Here is a 22,289-nt window from a genome sequence, read left to right as displayed (position 1 = left end):
AATTAGCGGTCCACATCAGACATTACAAAATCGATACTGCCCAGATAGACGATCAGGTCAGATACCAGGCTGCCACGGATAACCGATGGGATCTGCTGCAAATGGGCATAGCTTGGCGTGCGTATCCGAGTGCGATAGCTCATGGTGCTGGCGTCACTGGTCAGATAGTAGCTGTTGATCCCTTTGGTCGCTTCAACCATTTGGAATGATTCGTTAGCTGGCATCACTGGACCCCATGAAACTTGCAGGAAGTGAGTAATCAGCGTTTCGATATGTTGAAGCGTACGTTCTTTCGGTGGCGGAGTCGTGAGTGGGTGGTCGGCCTTGAATGGGCCTTCTGGCATGTTTTTATAACATTGCTCCAGAATGCGCAGGCTTTGACGCAATTCCTCCACTTTCAACATCACGCGGTCATAACAGTCGCCGTTGTTGCCGACTGGCACTTCGAAATCAAAGTTTTCGTAGCCGGAGTATGGACGCCATTTACGCACATCAAACTCAACGCCAGTAGCGCGCAAGCCAGCACCGGTCACGCCCCATTCCAATGCTTCTTTGGAATTGTAGGCAGCAACACCGATAGAACGCCCTTTCAGGATACTGTTCTGCAATGCAGCTTTGACGTAGGAATCAAGGCGTTTTGGCATCCAGTCAAGGAAGTCACGCAGCAAACGTTCCCAGCCACGCGGCAGGTCATGTGCAACACCGCCAATACGGAACCAAGCCGGGTGCATACGGAAACCAGTGATTGCTTCCACTAAATCGTATACTTTCTGCCGATCGGTAAAGGCAAAGAACACCGGCGTCATTGCACCGACGTCTTGGATGAAAGTACTGATGTACAGTAAGTGACTGTTGATACGGAATAACTCGGACAGCATAACGCGGATGGTTTTAACGCGATCCGGCACTTCAATGCCCGCCAGTTTTTCAACTGCCAGCACGTAAGGCATTTCGTTAACACAGCCGCCAAGGTATTCAATACGGTCGGTATAAGGAATGTAGCTATGCCACGACTGGCGCTCGCCCATCTTCTCCGCACCACGGTGGTGGTAACCTACATCCGGCACACAGTCGACAATCTCTTCACCATCAAGCTGCAACACGATACGGAACGCACCGTGTGAAGAGGGGTGGTTTGGGCCGAGGTTAAGGAACATAAAGTCCTCGTTTTCGGTCCCGCGCTTCATACCCCAATCTTCAGGTTTGAAAGTCAGTGACTCCATTTCTAGATCTTCTTTCTGCTTGGTCAGCACAAAGGGATCAAACTCGGTAGCACGAGCTGGATAGTCTTTTCGCAGCGGGTGGCCTTCCCAGCTCTGCGGCATCATGATGCGCGTCAGATGCGGGTGACCATCAAAGGTAATACCGAACATTTCCCAAGTTTCGCGCTCATACCAGTTGGCATTAGGGAAAATCTTGGTCGCTGTGGACACGTGCAAGTCTTTTTCAGACAGTGCCACTTTCAGCATGATGTCGCGGTTGCGCTCGATGGAAAGCAGATGATAGAAAACAGAAAAATCCGCAGCAGGGAGACCCTGGCGGTGAGTACGAAGGCGCTCATCTACACCATGCAGGTCAAACAGCATGACATACGGCTTCGGTTGTTTTCTCAGGAACGTCATTACTTCCAGCAATTGTTCACGCTTCACCCATACCACGGGCATACCGGTACGAGTGGCTTGAACAACAAAGGCCTCTGGCCCAAAACGGTTCGACAGTTCACCAATCACCGGGTCATCAAGATGGTCTCGGGTCTGCCATGCTGGCTGGGTGCTGTCGGACGTCGTTAAATCGGTCATTATTTATTCACCACACTGTTTTTTCACCACACTGAATGTGTCATTTTGTGGTTATTTGCCGCACACATGTTCTGGAAGAAAAAAGGGTCTCTCCAAAAACAAATCACTTACGCACCAAAATCTTGCGCCTAAAGGCAATATTAGATTTCGTCAGGTGTACGCAGGTTAGTTACTGCAATTCGTTCAGCATGCTTACGTTCTCTTTCTGGCTGCATATTGGCGCGATAAACACCTTGATCACCCACAACCCAAGAGAGAGGACGGCGCTCTTTACCGATAGATTCCTGTAGCAACAACAATGCTTGCATATAGGCTTCTGGGCGCGGTGGACAGCCAGGGATGTACACATCTACTGGCAGGAATTTATCCACACCTTGTACTACAGAATAGATATCGTACATGCCGCCGGAGTTGGCACAGGCGCCCATGGAAATGACCCATTTTGGTTCTAGCATTTGTTCATACAAACGCTGAATAACTGGGGCCATTTTAGTAAAGCAGGTACCGGCCACGACCATGAAATCGGCCTGGCGCGGGGAGGCACGCAATACTTCGGCACCGAAACGTGCCACGTCATGTACGGCAGTGAACGAGGTCACCATCTCGACATAACAACAGGAAAGACCGAAGTTATACGGCCAAAGAGAGTTCTTACGCCCCCAGTTCACCATGTCATGCATGGCATGCTCAAGTTTACCCATGTAAACACTACGGTGGACATGTTGCTCGAGAGGATCGCCGCTGACGGTTTCCTGAGTTTGCAGGGGGTAACGGTCATTCTCACCGTTAGGGTCTATGCGGGTGAGCGTATAGTCCATGTTAATGCCTCGCTGTATTTATTGACCACTATACCTTTTGTACTTGAAGCCACAGGGTGGTTAGCTGTGCGCCCTCACCCGATAAGTTTACCTAGGTAAGCTTATCGGGGTTCGCTCGCTTGCTGCCGACCTGCAACATCAATCTCTTTGGGTATATCTTGCGGATGACTGCTGGCGTATCTGACTATGCTCGGTTTGCTCACGCGGCGGTTAGAACGCGTAGGAGTCCAATCTAGAGCGCCAATACGCACCAGATAAACCAAACCAGCCAAGAGCACCAAAATGAAAATGGTTGCTTCGATAAAGCCTATCCAGCCACTCTCTCGGATAGAGATTGACCACGCATACAGATACAAGGCTTCAACATCGAAAATAACAAAGAACATCGCGACCAGGTAAAATTTAGCAGACAGGCGCATGCGCGCGGAGCCTACTGAATCAATACCCGACTCGTAAGGGACGTTTTTGGCGCGGGCCCGAGCTCTCCCGCCCAGAAAGAACGCACCTAGCAGCATCAAACCGCACAGCCCGATAGCGCCGATCAGGAATACAGCAAACGCCCAATGATGAGCGATAACTTCAGTGGTTGTTGACATACTCATTGCTTACTCATCAAAAGTGGCGTCGAACATCCTGCTCTTGTGTTGGCAGTTAGTGCACCACATCGATTCAAAGGGAAGGATAAAAACCACACAAAACACACTGTCTTTACAACTGTTTAGCCAGTGTTTTACTGTGGGCTTTTTACTCCTTTCAGTAACCTTTTGTCAACTTTGACAAAAGTAACTACAGATTAATTTACAAACGCACGATCTTACTTAACAATTGGTGCGAACCTGTAAGCTAAATCGAGTCAGTAATTTGTTAAGTCAGAACATACACCTATAAACCAATGTGGATGTTTCGTTATAACTATACCATTGTCTCAGGAATAACCGGTTCTTCCACTCACTAGCTAGGGGTATTTTTTTGATCCAGAACACGTTTTGAGTGTTATTTCATAAATATTCGGCACGAAAAGTTTCATTTGTTTATTTAAAATAAATGAAACGGTGTTTTATTAAAAAATACATTTTTAATAAAAAAAGCGATATTAACCACTAATTTAATAAGGCTTATGACTGTTGTCCGTGGCAGAAAAACCTCTATAAGTAAAATAAAACGACGTTTTACTCATGAAATTAAACTTAAAGTGATAAAAAAGGGGTTTTCATAAAAATGAAAATAAAAAAAGCTCCTAAAATAAGGAGCTTATGATAATTTATGTAAACAGAAACTTAATTTTGATCGTCTATTACATAATCAGAATTAAGCATTAAATCCACACCGGACTGCAAACCATGTTGATGACCAGTCTGCATAGCGTCGAAAATGGCCAAGGCCAATTCATTACCGCTCCCACTGACTTTGCATAATGAATAATGGGTTTCAGGCAGGCGAGGTAGCCCTTCTATTTCACCCAATACGCGCAAATCAGGACTCATCATCTCTATCGGTCTGGCGGTCACACCCAGCCCTGCTCTCACTGCTGCACGGATGGCAGAAAGTGAAGAGGCAACATAGGCAATACGCCATGCTATACCGGCTCTGGTCAAATACTCTATTGCCATATCACGGAATGGGCTTGGCTCATCCATAACGACTAAAGGTACTGATTCGCCGGGCTGGAACTGATAATCGGCAGAACAATACCAAAGCGTCGGTGATGTTCTTAAAATCACATGAGGGTGGTTGTCGACCTTAGCGGTGGTAATAGCCAGGTCAACTTCGCCATGACTCAGCATGTCAGCAATGAGTGGGCTACGTTTTACCCGCACATCGATAGCCAGTCGAGGATAGAGCGTCGCCACTCGATTTAGCAGGAAAGGCAACAGTGTATCGGCAGTATCATCAGATGCGCCGATAATAAGTGACCCTTCTACATTGCTATACATCAGCGACGTACAAGCTTCATCGTTGAAACGTAATATTTTTCTAGCATAGCCAAGTAACTGGAGACCATGTTCAGTGAGTAATTTGTTACGCCCGTGACGGGCAAATAACTCCTTACCAACCAACTGTTCTAACCGTTGCATTTGTTGGCTAACTGCTGATTGAGTTCGACAAACCGCTGCCGCAGCAGAGGCAAAAGTATTCAAGTCAGCAACAGCTACAAAGGTTCTAAGCAGATCGAGGTCGAGATTAATTATCGGACGATTTGCATTTGTCATAGTGTATTCTTCACTTTTTTGAATTCTAATTACAAACTACCCTGGTGTTTAAGTATTAGCGCCATCAATAAGGAACAACGCTAAGTATGACAGTACCCCACTCATTAGAGTAGGGCAAAAAATTTACTTATATTTCGTTACCGCTATCTCTTTTTAAAAAAACTATTGGCGAAACTCTGTATTTGTTTGTGGATATGATCATAAAAATTCGCTAAATCTTCGATAAATGAAGATTTTTTCCTTTAGAAACTCTGATTTTTTGAAACATTTATAAAGCGGAAAAACCCCACTTTAAATAAATCATCCAGATTTACCCTCCATAAAATATTAAAAACATCAATATTTTCTTGGCTGATTTTTTTATTTAATTTAGTAATTTCAAACATTAACATTTAACAATCGATAAGCCACTACAAGGATAACATTAGACATTCTTAATAGTTTTCCTATTTACAAATCTGGCTTTCTGCGCCCCACTATATATGTATGATGATATAAACTGTTGAATTCAGATCCTAACCATTAAAACTCAACGTGATTGGATGCCAATATTTTCCATATCCGTCTGTCTTCATACAATAAAAAAACGGACCTTATTTTATTGATAACTATTTTTTGCTGATACCCGCAGACGCCAAACTCTGTCAGAAAAAACTTCAGGCAAACTCATCAATCAAACATCACCAGACAGGTTTGACGACAAAAAACATCCGCCATACCCCGGCACTTTTCACCTGGAAGCCACTTGCATTAACGATGTATATAAACTCTAAATAACTCGAGTTGTAGGAAAGCGGTAAACGAACAAATCCCGCTGAGTTGACGCCAGTCAATAATTCGGGTTACAAACCTGCCTGGAGCAGAATTGAACGCTGTTCGCAGCGACCTCAACGAGACGAGACCCATGAACGGGTGAGTAATGAGAGTAGCCAGTACACATTCAGTTTGTAGTATGACGAGTATAGAGCTTCAAAAATCAACGGCGTCGGAGTACATTGAACACCTTGCCGTGTTCTACGCGAGGACACGCTTTTACCAGCAAAAGGCTCAATTTTTTATGTCCCCCATTGAGAAATCCAGCAAACTAGACAACGTCTGTTACGACATTCGTGGCCCAGTGCTAAAAGAAGCTAAGCGTCTTGAAGAAGAAGGTAACAAGGTTCTGAAACTGAATATCGGCAACCCTGCCCCGTTTGGTTTCGATGCACCAGATGAAATTCTGGTGGATGTGATCCGTAATTTGCCGACTGCACAGGGCTATTGCGACTCCAAAGGCCTATATTCGGCGCGCAAAGCCATTATGCAGCACTATCAGGCTCGCAATATGCGCGACCTAACAGTGGAGGATATCTACATTGGGAATGGCGTTTCTGAGCTAATCGTGCAATCCATGCAAGCATTGTTGAACCTTGGCGATGAAATGCTGGTACCCGCCCCGGACTATCCGTTATGGACGGCGGCAGTGTCGCTTTCAAGCGGCAAAGCTGTGCATTATATGTGTGATGAAGAATCAGGCTGGTTCCCTGATTTAGATGATATCCGCAGTAAAATCACCCCCCGTACTCGCGGGATAGTGATTATCAACCCAAATAACCCCACAGGCGCGGTCTACAGCAAAGAGCTGTTGCTGGAAATTGTCGAAATCGCCCGCCAGAATGACCTGATTATTTTTGCCGATGAAATCTACGATAAGATTTTATACGATGAAGCTCAGCATCATTCGATTGCCGCATTGGCACCTGATTTACTGACGGTGACCTTCAATGGTTTGTCCAAAACTTATCGCGTTGCCGGTTTCCGTCAGGGCTGGATGGTATTGAATGGGCCGAAGAAGCATGCCAAAGGTTACATTGAAGGTTTGGAAATGCTGGCATCCATGCGCTTGTGCGCCAACGTGCCAATGCAGCATGCCATCCAAACAGCACTGGGAGGCTATCAAAGCATCAGTGAATTTATACAACCGGGTGGGCGTTTATATGAACAACGCGACCGCGCCTGGGAACTCATCAACCAGATCCCCGGAGTTTCCTGCGTAAAACCCCAGGGCGCACTGTATATGTTCCCGCGCATTGATCAGAAAAAATTCAATCTGAAAGACGATCAGAAATTGGTATTGGACCTGCTGTTGCAGGAAAAAGTCTTGTTGGTGCAAGGCAGTGCCTTTAACTGGCCGTATCCCGACCATGTGCGAATTGTGACCTTACCGCGCGTGGATGAGTTGGAGATGGCCGTTGGTAAACTGGGGCGCTTCCTGGAAAACTATCACCAATAATTGCTTGTATAAATAGTGAGATAATGACAAATAATATTGAGACTTAACCAAAATATTATTTGTCATAAATATTTTTATCTAGCTAAATATTCACTTTATATCATCTTGGAATATACCCAACATTGAGTGTAGAATAGTTAAATAACTCATCTACACTAGTTAAACTCATTCAATAAATGAGTTTAATAGACTTGAATAGTATCGATAAAATCTCTATGTATTCTATATTTAGAATACAGGACACAACACACCAAATTTACCATGCATACCATGCATACCATGAACATCATGCATATAGAATATAGACAAGGTGAATATTATGACTTATATAAAATCGATATCTCTATGTAGTTTATTGCTCTCGGCCATCCTTATAACGGCTCCTATCACTGGGCATGCTGATATGTACCAGGCACAACAACCTGACTTTTGTACTAAACCCGTGGAATCATGGGGTGTACATGATGTACTGATGGCTCCGCTTAGAGGGTTTATGTTGATATTTAGTCGCTCATGTGACTAAAGAAATCATAATCGCTCTATAGTTAACACCTATTCAAGTCTATTTAATAATTTTTCAAAAATAAATCTGGGATCAATAATATAAAAGGTCATATTATTTTAATTACATCCGTAGAAATGAATATTTATAAGAGTAACTTATAGGAATCATCAGTTATATATTACAGGGCAATTAACTTGTATTACCGGCAAGATGGTCAGAAAGTGAAATTCAACAATCAGTCAATGGGTTTAGATGTGCGCAACCACTCCACTGCAACTTCAAGCACGATGGGTATATAATGTCGCCACTGAGCCATCTCGGCATCCTATAGTTGCCGACAGAAAACTGAGATTAACATGAGCCACTTTTTTGCCCACCTATCCCGTTTGAAGCTGATTAATCGCTGGCCACTGATGCGCAATGTTCGCACTGAAAACGTTTCTGAGCACAGTTTGCAGGTGGCCTTTGTCGCTCATGCACTGGCTATCATTAAGAACCGAAAATTTAATGGCAATCTCAATGCTGACCGTATCGCGCTGCTGGCGATGTATCACGATGCCAGTGAAGTGATAACCGGCGATTTACCCACCCCTATCAAGTATTACAATCCTCAGATTGCCCATGAATACAAGAAGATAGAAAAAGTCGCTCAGCAAAAACTGATTGAAATGCTGCCAGAAGAGTTACAGCACGATTTTCGCTGTCTGCTGGATGAGCATTATTATAGTGAAGAAGAAAAAGCGTTGGTTAAACAAGCTGATGCGCTATGTGCTTATCTAAAATGTTTAGAAGAATTATCCGCCGGTAATAATGAGTTTATTCAAGCTAAAGCGCGGTTAGAGAAAACTCTCGCCATGCGCCAAAGCCCGGAAATGGATTACTTTATGGAAGTCTTCGTCCCCAGCTTTAGCCTGTCACTGGATGAAATCAGCCTCGATTCACTGGATTGAAGTCAATTTTTAAAAGCACATTTGAGCTGCTGAATGAAGATTATAGGCAAGGAAAACGGGCAGGACGCCCGTTTTAGGCGTCACGCGCTTGTGACCCCTTTGGCGGTTGAGGCACCAAGGGGCAAGGTGAGCACCAATCTCATATCAACCGAACTAAACACAACTCTTACCCTGTAGCATCCCAATCAGAATGGAAACAGCACTGGCACCACCATTACACTCACGATCATCACCAATACAGTGAACGGCACCCCGATTCGGATAAAATCACCAAATTTATAGCCGCCGGGGCCTAATACCAAGGTATTCACCGGCGATGAAACCGGCGTCATAAAGGCCGCTGATGCAGCAATACCGATAATCATCGCGAATGGATACGGGGAAAGCGACATCTCACGAGCGGCGGCGATGGCAATCGGTGCCATCAACACCGCCGTCGCCGTATTAGAGATAAATAGCCCGATAGTGGCGCACAGCACAAATAAGCACAACAACATTACCCTTGGCCCCATGCCACCAGCAACATCCATCAGCCCGCGAACAATCAAATCTACCCCGCCGGTTTTTTGTAGTGCCTGCGCAAAGGGCATCATACCGATAATCAGAATCAAACTCGGCCAATGGATTGAGCGGTAAGCACTTTCCATATCAATACACCGGAACTGCCCCATCAACAAACACGCCACCAGCGCCGCAATCACATTCGGCACTTCGTCGGTCAGCATCATCGCCACCATCAGCGCCAGACAGAACAAAGCATGGGGCGCTTGTGAGATAGCTGGCGCGACTTCGTCAACTTCAGCCGGTAGATTCAGTACAATAAAATCACGCGTTTTTTGCTGCAATTGGCGGATAAGTTTCCAGTCGCCGATCACCAATAAGATGTCGCCAAACTGCAATTTGTCATCAACCAGTTTACCTTCCAATGTCTTACCGTTGCGGCGGATACCCACCACATTCAAACCATAACGGGTACGAAAGGTCACTTCGCGTAAGCTTTTTCCCAGCAGGGCGGAATCGGGAATAAGAGAAACTTCAGCCATTCCGACGTTACGCGCCTGTTCTGAAAAATATTCGCCACGCAGCACCATTGGCTCTAACATCTGCTCGGTGCAAAATTCGCGTAAATCCATATCGCAATCTGACATATCAATCAGCAAAACATCATTTTCGCGCAGTTCAGACGAGCCGGTCGCACTGACCATAACCCGCCGAAAACGTTTCCAGCGCTCAATCCCGACGACATTGGCACCATAGCGGGCGCGAAGATGCAGCTCATCAAGAGAACGGCCAATTAAAGGGGAATCGTGGCGGATGGCCAAACGGCGGGCACGGCCGGTGAGTTTATAATCACGAATAAGATCGCGGAAAGTGCGGCGTTTCCACTGCTGTTCTTTTTCTGAGTTTTCCTGTTTCCCACCCAGCCAGTGGCGGGCGACTAACATGTAGCCGACCCCCATCAGTAGAATAATAAGGCCGATCGGCGTGACACCAAAGAAACCAAAGCCTTTGATGCCCTCGCGCAGTAACTCACTGTTAACCACCATGTTTGGCGGGGTCGCGACCAGAGTCATCATGCCACTGATCAGCCCGGCAAAACTCAGCGGCATCATTAATCGCCCCGGCGAAATCTTCATCCGGTTAGCAACACTCAGTACCACCGGGATAAAAATCGCCACCACCCCGGTTGAGCTCATAAAGGCCCCCAAACCGGCGACGGTCACCATGAGCAATGCCAACATTTTAGTTTCACTGTGACCGGCAACTTTCACCAACCAATCGCCCACTTGATAAGCAACTCCAGTTCTGACCAACCCCTCCCCAATCACAAACAATGCCGCGATCAAGATCACATTAGGGTCACTGAACCCGCTGGTGGCCTCACCCAACGACAGCGTGCCGCTCATCACAAAGGCAATAATCACCAATAGCGCCACGACATCCATCCGCAGTTTATTGGTGGTAAACAGCACAATAGCTATCAGAAGTAGCGTCAACACCCACAATAGTTCGCTGTTCAAAATGGCCTCATTGGCAAAAAGTGAAAGAAAATGTCCGACTATACCCAAAGTCATTCGAGCTGCTGGAAAGCAGCCAACGCATATCCAGTTTGAAGGGCATATGGCAGTAAAGCATTAAATTCAAGGGTGACCGCTGTTTGAGATCAATAATGACTGCAAATTTATACGCTTACCATCCCATAATGCTATTAATTATATTTTTCTGAAAAATATTACTGCTCAACATCTCGTCATCTTTTGGGCAATAGAGGAATCGGAAATAATTGACTATCTATACTTGAGGCTAGCAGGGTTTAGCTCACTAACTAAACTAATAAGCTCAATGCTAAACTGCAGGCGGAAAAAGTGCTGGCAGGAGGGCTTAATGGATAATATTACAGATCATCTAATAATACTTTTTCTACTGTCATTTGTACTATTGTGGTGTTCGAACTATGTCGACGTGACCGAGATTTGGACGACGATGCTCGCGAAAGTTTCAACGTCATTCAGGGGGGGCGACACTAACCTTATTATGCCTGATTATTGGTTTCAGTTTTTCCATGGCGATCAATCGCTATAACCTGCGTAAACCTATGAAGAGGCCGAAGCAAATTCAATTAGCACACAATATCTTCGCACTGATTATTTGCCCGCAGCGCCTAACCTCACCTCGAAAGCATTATTAGCACGTTATCTTCATCAACGGATTTTGTTTTACATTACCCGGGATTCAAAACACCAGGCTGAGGTCAATTATCAGACTAATTAACTAGAAAACACCCTGTGGGCCGAGTTGCTGATGCCCGTGAGCCAACACTGTGATTCGATCTTCGCCCTGGTTGTTTCGGGCCTGAATGATGTTTTGAACTCTGCCGGCTACACGCAGCCTCGAGGTAGGATTATTCAAGTTAAACCATTGAATTTATACAAGCTAGAAAGCCGATTGCTCCCCGCACAGCCCCCCTCAGGTCATGCTAAACAGTAAAAAGAGCGCCATCAGGCGCCCTAAGTTTGGCTATTTTGTTGCTATGCTCACTCTTTCAGGCGGACAACTGCACCATTCACTGTTTTTTCAACATCAATGTGCTCAAGTGAACTGAGGACTAAATCGACTTGATCCAGTTTAGGTGTGTCCGCTGGTGCATTTACAGCAATGACCTGACAACCCGCAGCCAGCCCTGACAGAATCCCCGCAGGAGCATCTTCCACCACGATACAATCCGCTGGTGCCAGCCCCAAACGTTCGGCACCAAGCAAGTACGCGTCAGGCATAGGTTTGCCATGTTTCACTTGTTCTGCCGTCACAAAGACTTCTGGCTCCGGCAAGTGGCCCGCAGCACGGCGAGCAGAAGCAACCGGCACCGAGCCGGAAGTGACGATAGCCCACGGAATCGATAGGCTATTAAGCCGCTCCAGCAGCGACACCGCTCCCGGTAGCGCGGTCACACCATCGGTGTCCTGGGCTTCAACCTGTTCTAATGCCAGAAACTCGGCTTTAAGTTCAGCATCACTTGCACCTGGCATAAAATGACGAAGAGAGGTAATTGCTTGTTTACCATGGATAAAACCTAGCACTTCCACAGGGTCAATACCGCGACTTTGCGCCCAGCCAATCCAGGCTCTTTCAACAGCAGGCAATGAATCAACCAGAGTCCCGTCTAAATCAAAAAGAAAACCTTTACACTCCACAAGCACATCCTCGGCAGTAAACCTATGTCGCGATCATTGCGCGCTATCAGTCATTAATAATTTTAGGCATTAATAATTTGCGAAATCTCAACGGCACTCAAATGATATTGGCGCGGGCATGATTGCCAAATAGCCAGCATACGTTGGTATTTGTCCCACATTGGCGTTTGGGAATTAAAACCATGTGTTCCTGAATCAAAATGGGTATAGCGGCCTTCGGTATTAACCATAAAGCGCACATAACTCAGGTAACGGGATTCGGTAGCAGCATCAAAACCAAGGAACGCAATGCGGCGTTCATCTAAATCTTGTTGGCCTTTCAGGTTACCCCAAGAGACTTGCAGGGCGTGATGCATCTCCATGATATTAATGATAGTACGGCAAGTCTCTTCGCTCATCTCACCAAAGTCGCGGTCCAGTTCACGCATCTGCAAACCAAAGCCACGTTCGACAATCGTTTGCTGACGGCGATAGCGTTCAGCGTTTTCTGGGTCCAGCATGGTCATCATTTTGTACTGATTCGACAGAATCAGCCGTTGGGCATTTGTCATATCCATCACTAAACTCCTAAGACATAAATAATGAGGAAATCATCGCATACAGAGTTAGGTCATACTTTGATTTGACAAGGGATTTTGCGTTGCTGTTGATCCGAGGCATAAAAAAAAACCCGGCAGCCAATAAAGCCCCAGTCTCTATTTTTCCTGATAATGTCAGTTCCCTGACAATGCCGCGCGACACATCATAAAAGACAATAACCCGTCATTCGTTTTACAAATCATCAAGAAACGTTTTATCCAACTGCTTAAAAGCGCGTTTAAGCACGTCCGCCAGAGATTGATAAGTCGGCGTTTGTTCAATCGGCGCAACGGCTTGCCCAGCTTCAGCCAGCTTGTTCCGCACTTCGTGGAACCACTGCAATAATGTTGGCGGTAACGGCGTAATAGCACGTTTACCTAACCACCATAATCCTTGCAGAGGCAAACCGCAGGCGAATAATGCCGTGGCGATGGCTGGCCCTAATTGCCCGCCCAGCGCTATCTGCCAGGTTAGCGTAAAAATAGCCAGCGGCGGCATAAAACGGATACCAAAACGGGTCGCCGTCGACACGCGATTCTCCGGAAATACCGGTGCCAGACGTTTGTCAGCCGGCCAGGTCTTCATATAGTGCTGACCGCGTTGGAGTACCTGAAACCAACTTACGGAATCAGAAGGTTTTGTTGTCATGGCTCACCTCAACTTCACAAGCAAAGATTAAAATTTTTTTGTAATCCACAAACTAAAAATTAGTCTGTTAAATATATTTTGTTTTTAGGCGGCGCTATCGGTATCCTAGCTCGGCCTTTTGGCCGCTAGAAGATGACGCAAAATATGTCAACCTTTTACAGCGTTTAAATCAATTTTGTTAAACCGCGCAAGTTTTTACCACCAGGCGTTAACATTTAAAGCGCGATTTTTCCATCATCATGCCTTTTTCACTATCGCATGATGTTAATCATTAATGTCGACGCCAATATGCGCTACGCTTTTGGACAGATTGACGTTTTATTAACCATGTGTTTTTCGCTGTTTTTGTACTCTTGATACAATATTTGTATCGGTCATGTAAAAACAAGCGCCGGACACGACTATTAATAGGTACTTCCATGTCGAGTAAGCTAGTACTGGTTCTTAACTGCGGTAGCTCTTCCCTGAAGTTTGCTATCATCGACGCGACCAACGGTGAAGAACACCTCTCTGGTTTAGCCGAATGCTTCCATCTGCCGGAAGCCCGCATCAAATGGAAACTTGATGGTGGCAAACAGGAAGCAGCATTGGGTGCTGGTGCAGCACACAGCGAAGCACTGAATTTCATTGTTAATACTATTCTGGCACAAAAACCAGAGCTTTCTGCTCAGTTGACTGCTATCGGTCACCGAATTGTACATGGTGGCGAGAAATTCACTGCATCAGCTATCGTTACCGAAGAAGTTATTCAGGGTATCAAAGATTCCATCCCGTTTGCACCTCTGCATAACCCAGCGCACCTGATCGGTATTGCTGAAGCATTGAAATCCTTCCCAAATCTGGCTGATAAAAATGTTGCAGTCTTTGACACTGCCTTCCACCAGACTATGCCGGAAGAGTCTTATCTCTACGCCCTGCCGTACAGCTTATACAAAGAAAACGGTATCCGTCGCTATGGCGCACACGGCACTAGCCACTTCTACGTGAGCCAGGAAGCAGCAAAAACCCTGAACAAACCACTGGAAGAACTGAACGTCATCACTTGCCATTTGGGCAACGGCGGCTCCGTCACTGCGGTTCGTAACGGTAAATGTGTTGATACTTCTATGGGCCTGACGCCACTAGAAGGTCTGGTCATGGGTACCCGCAGTGGTGATATCGATCCAGCAATCATTTTCCATCTATATGATGCCATGGGCATGAGCATGGAACAGATCAGCAAATTGTTGACCAAAGAATCTGGCCTGTTGGGTCTGACTGAAGTCACCAGTGACTGCCGTTATGTTGAAGACAACTATGACACCAAAGCAGATGCCAAACGTGCAATGGATGTATTCTGCCACCGCCTGGCAAAATATATCGGTGCTTACACTGCGCTGATGGATGGTCGTTTGGATGCCGTTGTATTCACTGGCGGTATCGGTGAAAACGCAGCTATGGTGCGCGAATTGACTTTGGACAAACTGGGCCTGCTGGGCTTTGAAATTGACCACGAACGCAACCTGGCAGCACGCTTTGGCAAGTCCGGCACCATCACCAAAGATGGCAGCCGCCTGGCTCTGGTTATCCCGACCAACGAAGAGCTGGTCATCGCACAAGACGCTGCCCGTCTGACCGCATAAGAATTTTTGACATATACCCAAAGTCATTGGAGTTGCAGGTAGGCGGCAAGCGAATAAATCCCGATGAGCTAATTCAGGTCAGTGATTCGGGTGCATGAGTGTAGCCAACAACCCTGCGGCTTCAAGGACGAAGGATGTCCCCAAAGTCATTGGAGTTGCAGGTAGGCGGCAAGCGAATAAATCCCGATGAGCTGACTCAGGTCAGTGATTCGGGTGCATGAGCGTAGCCAACAACCCTGCGGCTTCAAGGACGAAGGGCATAACCGTAAAGAGGTTTAGCCGTGTCCCGTACAATAATGTTGATCCCTACCGGCACCAGCGTTGGTTTAACCAGCGTCAGCTTGGGCGTCATCCGCTCCATGGAGCAAAAAGGTGTGCGCCTGAGCGTATTCAAGCCAATCGCGCAGCCACGTGCTGGTAACGATGCACCTGACCAAACCACCACTATTATTCGTGCGAACTCCAGCATTACTGCTGCTGAGCCGCTGAATATGAACCATGTGGAAACCTTGCTGAGTTCTAACCAGCAAGACGTGTTGATGGAAGAGATTGTTGCCCGTTACCACGAAAACACTAAAGATGCCGAAGTGGTTCTGGTGGAAGGTTTAGTACCAACGCGTAAACATCAGTTTGCTAATGCGCTAAACTATGAAATCGCCAAAACGCTGAACGCGGAAATCGTGTTTGTGATTGCGCTGGGTAATGATTCACCAGACCAATTGAAAGAGCGTATCGAACTGGCTCGCTCCAGTTTTGGTGGCAGCAAAAACAAAAACATCACCGGCGTTATCATCAACAAACTGAATGCGCCAGTTGATGAGCAAGGCCGTACCCGCCCTGATCTGTCAGAAATTTTTGATGACTCTACCAAGGCCAGTGTCGCCAATATCGATCCAAAACAGCTGTTTGCCAACAGCCCACTGCCGGTTCTGGGTTGCGTGCCATGGAGCTTCGAGCTGATTGCGACCCGTGCAATTGATATGTGTAAACACTTGAATGCACGTATTATTAACGAAGGTGACATCAGAACTCGCCGCGTTAAATCGGTGACATTCTGTGCCCGTAGCATCCCGCACATGCTGGAACATTTCCGTCCAGGCTCTCTGTTGGTGACTTCCGCAGATCGCCCAGATGTGTTGGTTTCTGCTTGTCTGGCTGCCATGAATGGCGTTGAAATCGGTGCCATCCTGTTGACCGGTGGTTATGCTATTGATGAGCGCATCAATAGCCTGTGTGAACGTGCCTTCCAAACTGGCTTGCCAGTATTTATGGTTGATACCAACACTTGGCAGACTTCCCTGAGCTTGCAAAGCTTCAATCTGGAAGTTCCGGCAGATGACCATGAGCGTGTTGAGAAACTGCAAAACTACGTCGCCAGCCATATCAGCAGCGAGTGGATTGATTCTCTGAGCGCCACGTCTGAGCGTTCACGTCGCCTGTCTCCACCAGCATTCCGTTATGAACTGACCGAGTTGGCTCGTAAAGCGGGCAAACGTATCGTGCTGCCAGAAGGTGATGAGCCACGCACGGTGAAAGCCGCATCTATTTGTGCTGAACGCGGTATCGCAACTTGTGTGCTGCTGGGTAATCCAGAAGAGATTCAACGCGTTGCGGCGGCTCAAGGTGTTGAGCTGGGTAAAGGCGTTGAAATCATCGATCCGGTTGCTGTACGTGAGCAGTATGTTCCCCGCCTGGTGGAACTGCGTAAGAGCAAGGGCATGACCGAAGTGGTCGCTCGCGAACAACTGGAAGACAATGTGGTTCTCGGCACCTTGATGCTGGAGAAAGGCGAAGTTGATGGTCTGGTGTCTGGTGCTGTTCATACCACTGCGAACACTATCCGCCCACCATTACAGTTGATCAAAACCGCACCGGGCAGCTCATTAGTGTCTTCTGTGTTCTTCATGCTGCTGCCTGACCAGGTTCTGGTTTACGGTGACTGCGCGATTAACCCAGATCCAACAGCTGAGCAATTGTCAGAAATTGCTATCCAGTCTGCTGATTCCGCAGCAGCATTCGGTATCGAACCGCGTGTGGCGATGATCTCTTACTCCACCGGTAACTCTGGTGCAGGTAGCGATGTAGAAAAAGTTCGCGAAGCAACCCGTCTGGCACAGGAAAAACGCCCAGATCTGATCATCGATGGCCCGTTGCAGTATGACGCGGCAATCATGGCTGATGTGGCTAAATCCAAAGCGCCGAACTCACCGGTTGCAGGTAAAGCGACAGTGTTCATCTTCCCAGACCTGAACACCGGTAACACCACCTATAAAGCGGTACAACGTTCTGCCGACCTGATTTCTATCGGGCCGATGCTGCAAGGCATGCGTAAGCCAGTTAACGACTTGTCTCGTGGTGCGCTGGTAGACGATATTGTCTATACCGTGGCTCTGACGGCTATTCAATCAGCTCAGGCTGACGCGAGCGCGTCTTAATCTTCGGGTTAAGTTGCTCAAAGTAAACGCCAGCCTTGTGCTGGCGTTTTTGTTGGGTGCTAAAATGTTAGGTTAGCTTTTTAGGTACTTTGCCGCGGTTCAAATTTATAGCTAAAACTTTGACTTACAGGCTCTTGTGCCTCACCATTTTCGTCATTATCCAGCATATCAATCAACATCTTACCGGCATCTTTCCCCATTTTCTTGTAATCAATACGCATTGAAGTCAGAGTCGGATAAGTTTGATCACAGCTGTCAGAGCCATCCAAACACGCCACCGCAATACCACTTGGTATTTTCAAAAGCCGCCGCTGGCATTCAAATAATACGCCGAGCGCAATATCTTCATGGCTGCATATCACCGCATCCAGTTCTGGCTGACGTTGGAGTATTTCGGTCAAAGCATAGCGGCCAAACTGCAAACTGGCCGTTTCTGGCGTAGTGACCGTCTGATCTGCATTTTTATAATGCTCCAACATCGCCCTGTGCCAACCATTCAATTGCTGGCGTTGCAGACGGTTATCCATATGAGCGCCGATAAAACCAATATTATGGTAGCCACGCCCCAATAAATGCTGGCTTAATTCATAGGCCGACTCAAAAAAAGCCGCTTCAAGAGTAATTTTGGCCCCTTTAAAATAGGAACCAACGACGTTAACGGTGGGGATATGTGCGCGCTCAAGTAATTGATAGGTTTTATCTGCCAGCTGTGAGCCAAATATCACCACCGCCGCTGGGTTACTTTGCAGCAAGGTCATCAGAATTTCAGCTTCTTTGCGCTGGTTATATTCGTGACAACCCAACAATAGTTGGAACTCATTTTTATTCAGAATCTGTTGCAGCGCCTGCATAAATCGGGAACTGGCTTTGTCCGTTAATGACGGAATTAAAACGGCGACAGTATCACTGTGACCGGATGCCAATGCCCCAGCAGTACGGTTAGGGATATAGCCAAGAGTTTCAACCGCTTGTTCTATTTTTTCACGTAATTTATCTGAAACCTGCTCCGGCGTTCGCAGCGCTCTGGAAACAGTCATCGACCCTACCCCGGCGTAATTCGCCACATCCGATAGAGTGACCCGCCCGGTATTACGGCGCTTGCGCGTTTTTTCCATGCTGATTTCCTGCCTGATTAAAATTCTTGCCTGAGTAAAACCGTCCCACACTGGCCCTCGACAATACATTGCATTGTATATGGCTTATTTGGAGATAGCCAAAGCCCTTGGTGTGACAAATGATAGCGCTATCACAAATTTTGATAGCGCTATCAGGTAGCGCTATCAAATGAGATATTCATCACATTAATGACGATGATAAATATCTACTCTCACGTTAACAGTCATCGGGAGTCATAAATATCATGTTAAAAACACTGTTAACGCCAGACGTCATTCAGGTGATCAGCCAGGCAAAAGATTGGCGCGATGCCATCGCAATTTCATGCCAACCTTTGATTGATAATGGATCCATTGAAGCCCGTTATGTCGAGGCAATTTATCGCTCCCATGAGGCCATTGGCCCTTATTACGTGGTCGGGCCAGGAATTGCCATGCCACATGCCCGCCCAGAGGAAGGTGTGAATAAACTTTCTTTGGCCTTAACCGTCATCACCGAGGGCGTCACTTTCAATGCTGAAGGTAACGATCCGGTAAAACTGCTCATAGTGTTAGCGGCGACAGACAGCACTAGCCACATTGAGGCTATTTCTCAACTCGCTCAGTTGTTCGATAACGATAACGATGTACAAGCCTTACTTAATGCCAAAACGCAGCAGGATATTTTGTCCGTTATTGCACGTTATTAATTTCAGCATTGAGTTCGGATAATAATTTTAAGGGGAAATAAAATGAAAATTACAGTGGTTTGCGGTAACGGTTTAGGCACTAGCCTGATGATGGAAATCAGCATCAAAAATATTCTGAAAGAATTGGCGGTCACGGCAGAAGTTGATCATGTCGATTTGGGTTCCGCCAAAGGGACACCCAGTGACATTTTCATCGGTACCAAAGATATTGCCGAACAATTAGTGGCTCAAGCCGTGGGCGGCAAAATCGTAGCGCTGGATAATATGATCGACAAAAAAGCCATGAAAGAGCGTTTGTCTGTAGCATTAACCGAATTAGGCGCTTTGTAAGCGGGGGCTGGCATGGATTTCTTTCGTTTCTTAATGAGTGATGTGCTTTCCGAACCGGCCATATTGGTCGGTTTGATTGCCTTAATCGGCCTAATTGCACAGAAAAAACCGGTAACGGAGTGCATTAAAGGCACCGTAAAAACCATTATGGGTTTTGTGATTTTAGGTGCGGGTGCGGGCTTGGTGGTTTCATCTCTGGGTGATTTCGCCAACATATTCCAACATGCATTCGGTATTCAGGGCGTGGTGCCGAATAATGAAGCCATTGTGTCTGTGGCGCAAAAGAGTTTCGGTAAAGAAATGGCGATGATTATGTTCTTCGCTATGGTTATCAATATTCTGATTGCCCGCTTTACGCCGTGGAAATTTATCTTCCTGACCGGTCACCACACGTTGTTTATGTCGATGATGGTGGCAGTGATTCTGGCGACTGCTGGCATTAGTGGTGTGACTCTGATTGTGATCGGCTCCCTGGTCGTTGGGGTTGCGATGGTGTTCTTCCCAGCTATTGCCCACCCTTACATGAAAAAAGTCACCGGTTCAGATGATGTGGCAATTGGCCACTTCTCTACCCTGTCTTATGTATTAGCGGGTTTTATCGGCAGTAAGTTTGGTAATAAAGAACATTCGACTGAAGACATGAATGTGCCGAAAAGTCTGCTGTTCTTGCGCGATACTCCGGTCGCTATCTCCTTTACCATGTGTATCATTTTCATCGTAACCTGTCTGTTCGCTGGGCCGGAAGTGGTGAAAAGCCTGAGTGGCGGTAAAAACTGGTTCATGTTCTCACTGATGCAATCCATTACTTTCGCCGCAGGTGTATATATCATCTTGCAAGGTGTGCGTATGGTTATTGCTGAAATCGTACCGGCCTTCAAAGGGATTTCCGACAAATTAGTGCCTAATGCTAAACCAGCACTGGATTGCCCGGTAGTGTTCCCTTACGCGCCAAATGCGGTATTGGTTGGCTTCCTGAGCAGCTTTGCCGCTGGCCTTATCGGTATGTTCGCCCTGTATTTGATGAACATGACCGTGATTATTCCCGGTGTTGTACCTCACTTCTTCGTCGGCGCTGCCGCAGGGGTGTTTGGTAATGCTACAGGCGGGCGTCGTGGTGCTATTCTCGGTGCCTTTGCTCAAGGCTTGTTAATTACCTTCCTGCCAGTATTCCTGCTGCCAGTATTAGGTGATATCGGGTTCGCCAACACCACGTTCAGTGATGCAGACTTTGGTGCGCTGGGTATCTTGTTGGGTATTATTGTTCGCTAATAGTTGCTCGATAATCAGTGAGATAAACGTAAAAAGCCCCTGAAAAGGGGCTTTTTTATGGCTGATAGGAATTAATCTTCGCGCGGTGTTATTTTACCGTAATCTTGTTCATTATTACGGGTTAGCCACAGAGATAAGGCTTTCAGAGAGTCCGGTGTGAATTCGTCGCAGCGTGCAGTGATTTCTTCTGGCTGCATCCAACGGACTTCATCTATTTCTTCAGCCTGCAATGCAAATGGGCCATGAGAAACACAGCTAAACAAGGCCCCCCATACGCGGCAGTGCTCTTCTTCAAAGTAGAACTGGCCATGCTCAGCGAAGGGCACTCCTGCAATACCTAACTCTTCTTCCGCCTCGCGCCGAGCAGATTCAAGGTAGTTTTCACCACTTTGCACCACGCCACCGGCCGTCGCGTCCAGTTTTCCGGGATAAAAATCTTTGCTCTCAGTACGGCGTTGTACCAGTATTTTTCCCATTCCGTCGTGCACCACAATATAGGTAGCACGATGGCGTAGTCGTTGAGCTCTCATTTGTTGACGACTGGATTGAGCAATAACTTCATTTTGCTCATCAACAATATCAACCCACTCGATGACTGCTGCTGGATTTTGCTCCACCATCCTCTGAAACCTTCTATCTGGGCGCGATTATACGCGCGCAATTGTTAACAAAGAGTTTTCAACTCATTATATTATATGGTTTTTAGTGCCAACTGGATGACTGGCTCATCATTTTGTAGGGTCAGAACCTGTAAAACCCCCTCATCAAGCATGCCATAACTCGCCGGATATCCCCCTTTCGGGATACTAACTGAGCCGGGATTAAAGCATATGACGTCATCTTGCCATTCCGCCTGTGGTAGATGAGTATGACCATAGACTAAGACATCCCCTTTACGCAACGGAGGAAGCGCGCCCGGATGATAAAGGTGGCCATGAGTCAAAAATAAACGTGTTTCTGGCATTATAATCTGCTGCCAGCTGGCCATAATAGGGAATTGCAATAACATTTGATCGACTTCACTGTCGCAATTACCGCGTACAGCAATAATCTTGTTTTTATAGGGATTAAGACATTCTGCGACCGCAGCGGGTTGATAACCCGTCGGTAACGCATTCCGTGGCCCATGGTTGAGTAAATCACCCAATAACACCAGCCATTGCGCGCCACTGCGGTCAAATATCTCCAGAACTTTTTCAGTGGCCGATAGCGACCCATGCAGATCAGAAGCAAACATTAACTTCATGATATCGTCTTCTCTTAGGTCTACTCTCAGTAAATCAAGTGGCACCGGCCACCGAGATACATAATGAGAACTCAATAAGACTTCATTCTATCATCCAATCAGTCAGATTA

General features: G+C 46.7%; 18 protein-coding genes. 7 read left to right on the top strand and 11 right to left on the bottom strand.

Annotated elements, in window-relative coordinates:
• Positions 1–2 precede the first annotated feature (2 nt).
• From nuoC to rovM, 4 genes are all read right to left on the bottom strand, one after another.
• Complete coding sequence (gene nuoC / locus OVO64_RS08325) at positions 3–1,799, bottom strand: NADH-quinone oxidoreductase subunit C/D (RefSeq protein WP_038631820.1); 1,797 nt, start codon at positions 1,797–1,799, stop codon at positions 3–5.
• A 140-nt stretch (positions 1,800–1,939) separates the two neighbouring features.
• Positions 1,940–2,617: a NuoB/complex I 20 kDa subunit family protein gene (locus OVO64_RS08320; RefSeq protein WP_038631819.1), complete on the bottom strand. Its 678-nt coding sequence runs from the start codon at positions 2,615–2,617 to the stop codon at positions 1,940–1,942.
• A 101-nt stretch (positions 2,618–2,718) separates the two neighbouring features.
• Positions 2,719–3,219 carry an NADH-quinone oxidoreductase subunit NuoA gene (gene nuoA, locus OVO64_RS08315; protein WP_038631817.1) on the bottom strand — a complete coding sequence of 167 codons (501 nt, stop codon included), beginning with the start codon at positions 3,217–3,219 and terminating at the stop codon, positions 2,719–2,721.
• A gap of 675 nt (positions 3,220–3,894) precedes the next feature.
• Entirely contained in the window at positions 3,895–4,827 is a 933-nt protein-coding gene (gene rovM / locus OVO64_RS08310) for a virulence transcriptional regulator RovM (protein WP_038631815.1), read from the bottom strand.
• Positions 4,828–5,884: 1,057 nt separating this feature from the next.
• Here rovM and OVO64_RS08305 point away from each other — a divergent pair.
• Together OVO64_RS08305 and yfbR are read left to right on the top strand one after the other, a co-directional pair.
• Positions 5,885–7,099: a pyridoxal phosphate-dependent aminotransferase gene (locus OVO64_RS08305; RefSeq protein WP_038631813.1), complete on the top strand. Its 1,215-nt coding sequence runs from the start codon at positions 5,885–5,887 to the stop codon at positions 7,097–7,099.
• Between the two features lie 861 nt (positions 7,100–7,960).
• Complete coding sequence (gene yfbR, locus OVO64_RS08300; RefSeq protein ID WP_038631811.1) at positions 7,961–8,554, top strand: 5'-deoxynucleotidase; 594 nt, start codon at positions 7,961–7,963, stop codon at positions 8,552–8,554.
• Between the two features lie 185 nt (positions 8,555–8,739).
• On the opposite strand, the gene OVO64_RS08295 is transcribed toward yfbR, so the two are convergent.
• The 4 genes from OVO64_RS08295 to yfbV all read right to left on the bottom strand — a co-directional run bounded on the left by OVO64_RS08295 (position 8,740) and on the right by yfbV (position 13,473).
• The gene (locus OVO64_RS08295; RefSeq protein ID WP_038639414.1) at positions 8,740–10,575 is read right to left on the bottom strand and encodes an SLC13 family permease; all 1,836 of its coding nucleotides are present in this window, start codon (positions 10,573–10,575) and stop codon (positions 8,740–8,742) included.
• 1,014 nt (positions 10,576–11,589) lie between these two features.
• Positions 11,590–12,246, bottom strand: a complete 657-nt coding sequence (locus tag OVO64_RS08285) for a sugar phosphatase (protein WP_038631807.1) — start codon at positions 12,244–12,246, stop codon at positions 11,590–11,592.
• A gap of 62 nt (positions 12,247–12,308) precedes the next feature.
• A complete protein-coding gene (locus OVO64_RS08280; protein WP_038631805.1) occupies positions 12,309–12,803 on the bottom strand; it encodes a YfbU family protein in 495 nt (164 codons plus the stop codon).
• Positions 12,804–13,017: 214 nt separating this feature from the next.
• Entirely contained in the window at positions 13,018–13,473 is a 456-nt protein-coding gene (gene yfbV, locus OVO64_RS08275; RefSeq protein ID WP_038631803.1) for a terminus macrodomain insulation protein YfbV, read from the bottom strand.
• A gap of 419 nt (positions 13,474–13,892) precedes the next feature.
• Here yfbV and ackA point away from each other — a divergent pair, with 419 nt between their 5' ends.
• Together ackA and pta are read left to right on the top strand one after the other, a co-directional pair.
• On the top strand, positions 13,893–15,095 hold the full coding sequence (gene ackA / locus OVO64_RS08270) for an acetate kinase (protein ID WP_038631801.1): 1,203 nt from the start codon (positions 13,893–13,895) through the stop codon (positions 15,093–15,095).
• Between the two features lie 296 nt (positions 15,096–15,391).
• Positions 15,392–17,530: a phosphate acetyltransferase gene (pta, locus tag OVO64_RS08265; protein ID WP_038631798.1), complete on the top strand. Its 2,139-nt coding sequence runs from the start codon at positions 15,392–15,394 to the stop codon at positions 17,528–17,530.
• Between the two features lie 80 nt (positions 17,531–17,610).
• Here the strand turns inward: pta and OVO64_RS08260 are convergent, their stop codons facing one another.
• On the bottom strand, positions 17,611–18,645 hold the full coding sequence (locus OVO64_RS08260) for a LacI family DNA-binding transcriptional regulator (RefSeq protein WP_038631796.1): 1,035 nt from the start codon (positions 18,643–18,645) through the stop codon (positions 17,611–17,613).
• A 245-nt stretch (positions 18,646–18,890) separates the two neighbouring features.
• Here OVO64_RS08260 and OVO64_RS08255 point away from each other — a divergent pair, with 245 nt between their 5' ends.
• Genes OVO64_RS08255 through OVO64_RS08245 form a run of 3 tightly spaced genes read left to right on the top strand, consistent with a single transcriptional unit; the run spans position 18,891 to position 20,933 of the window.
• Positions 18,891–19,334 (top strand): PTS sugar transporter subunit IIA, encoded by a 444-nt coding sequence (locus tag OVO64_RS08255; protein ID WP_038631793.1) that lies wholly within the window; start codon positions 18,891–18,893, stop codon positions 19,332–19,334.
• 42 nt (positions 19,335–19,376) lie between these two features.
• Positions 19,377–19,664: a PTS sugar transporter subunit IIB gene (locus OVO64_RS08250; protein ID WP_004391630.1), complete on the top strand. Its 288-nt coding sequence runs from the start codon at positions 19,377–19,379 to the stop codon at positions 19,662–19,664.
• A gap of 12 nt (positions 19,665–19,676) precedes the next feature.
• Positions 19,677–20,933, top strand: coding sequence for a PTS ascorbate transporter subunit IIC (locus OVO64_RS08245; protein WP_038631791.1), 1,257 nt, complete (start codon positions 19,677–19,679; stop codon positions 20,931–20,933).
• A gap of 71 nt (positions 20,934–21,004) precedes the next feature.
• Here OVO64_RS08245 and yfcD read toward each other — a convergent pair whose 3' ends face one another.
• Together yfcD and yfcE are read right to left on the bottom strand one after the other, a co-directional pair.
• Positions 21,005–21,553 (bottom strand): NUDIX hydrolase YfcD, encoded by a 549-nt coding sequence (gene yfcD / locus OVO64_RS08240; protein ID WP_038631788.1) that lies wholly within the window; start codon positions 21,551–21,553, stop codon positions 21,005–21,007.
• 71 nt (positions 21,554–21,624) lie between these two features.
• The gene (gene yfcE, locus OVO64_RS08235; protein WP_038631786.1) at positions 21,625–22,179 is read right to left on the bottom strand and encodes a phosphodiesterase; all 555 of its coding nucleotides are present in this window, start codon (positions 22,177–22,179) and stop codon (positions 21,625–21,627) included.
• Positions 22,180–22,289 lie beyond the last annotated feature (110 nt).

Source organism: Yersinia sp. Marseille-Q5920 (assembly GCF_946902935.1).
GTDB classification, from domain to species: Bacteria; Pseudomonadota; Gammaproteobacteria; order Enterobacterales; family Enterobacteriaceae; genus Yersinia; species Yersinia rochesterensis.
The sequence above is the reverse complement of the archived record's forward strand: the minus strand, read 5'-3'. Positions and strand labels throughout refer to the sequence as shown.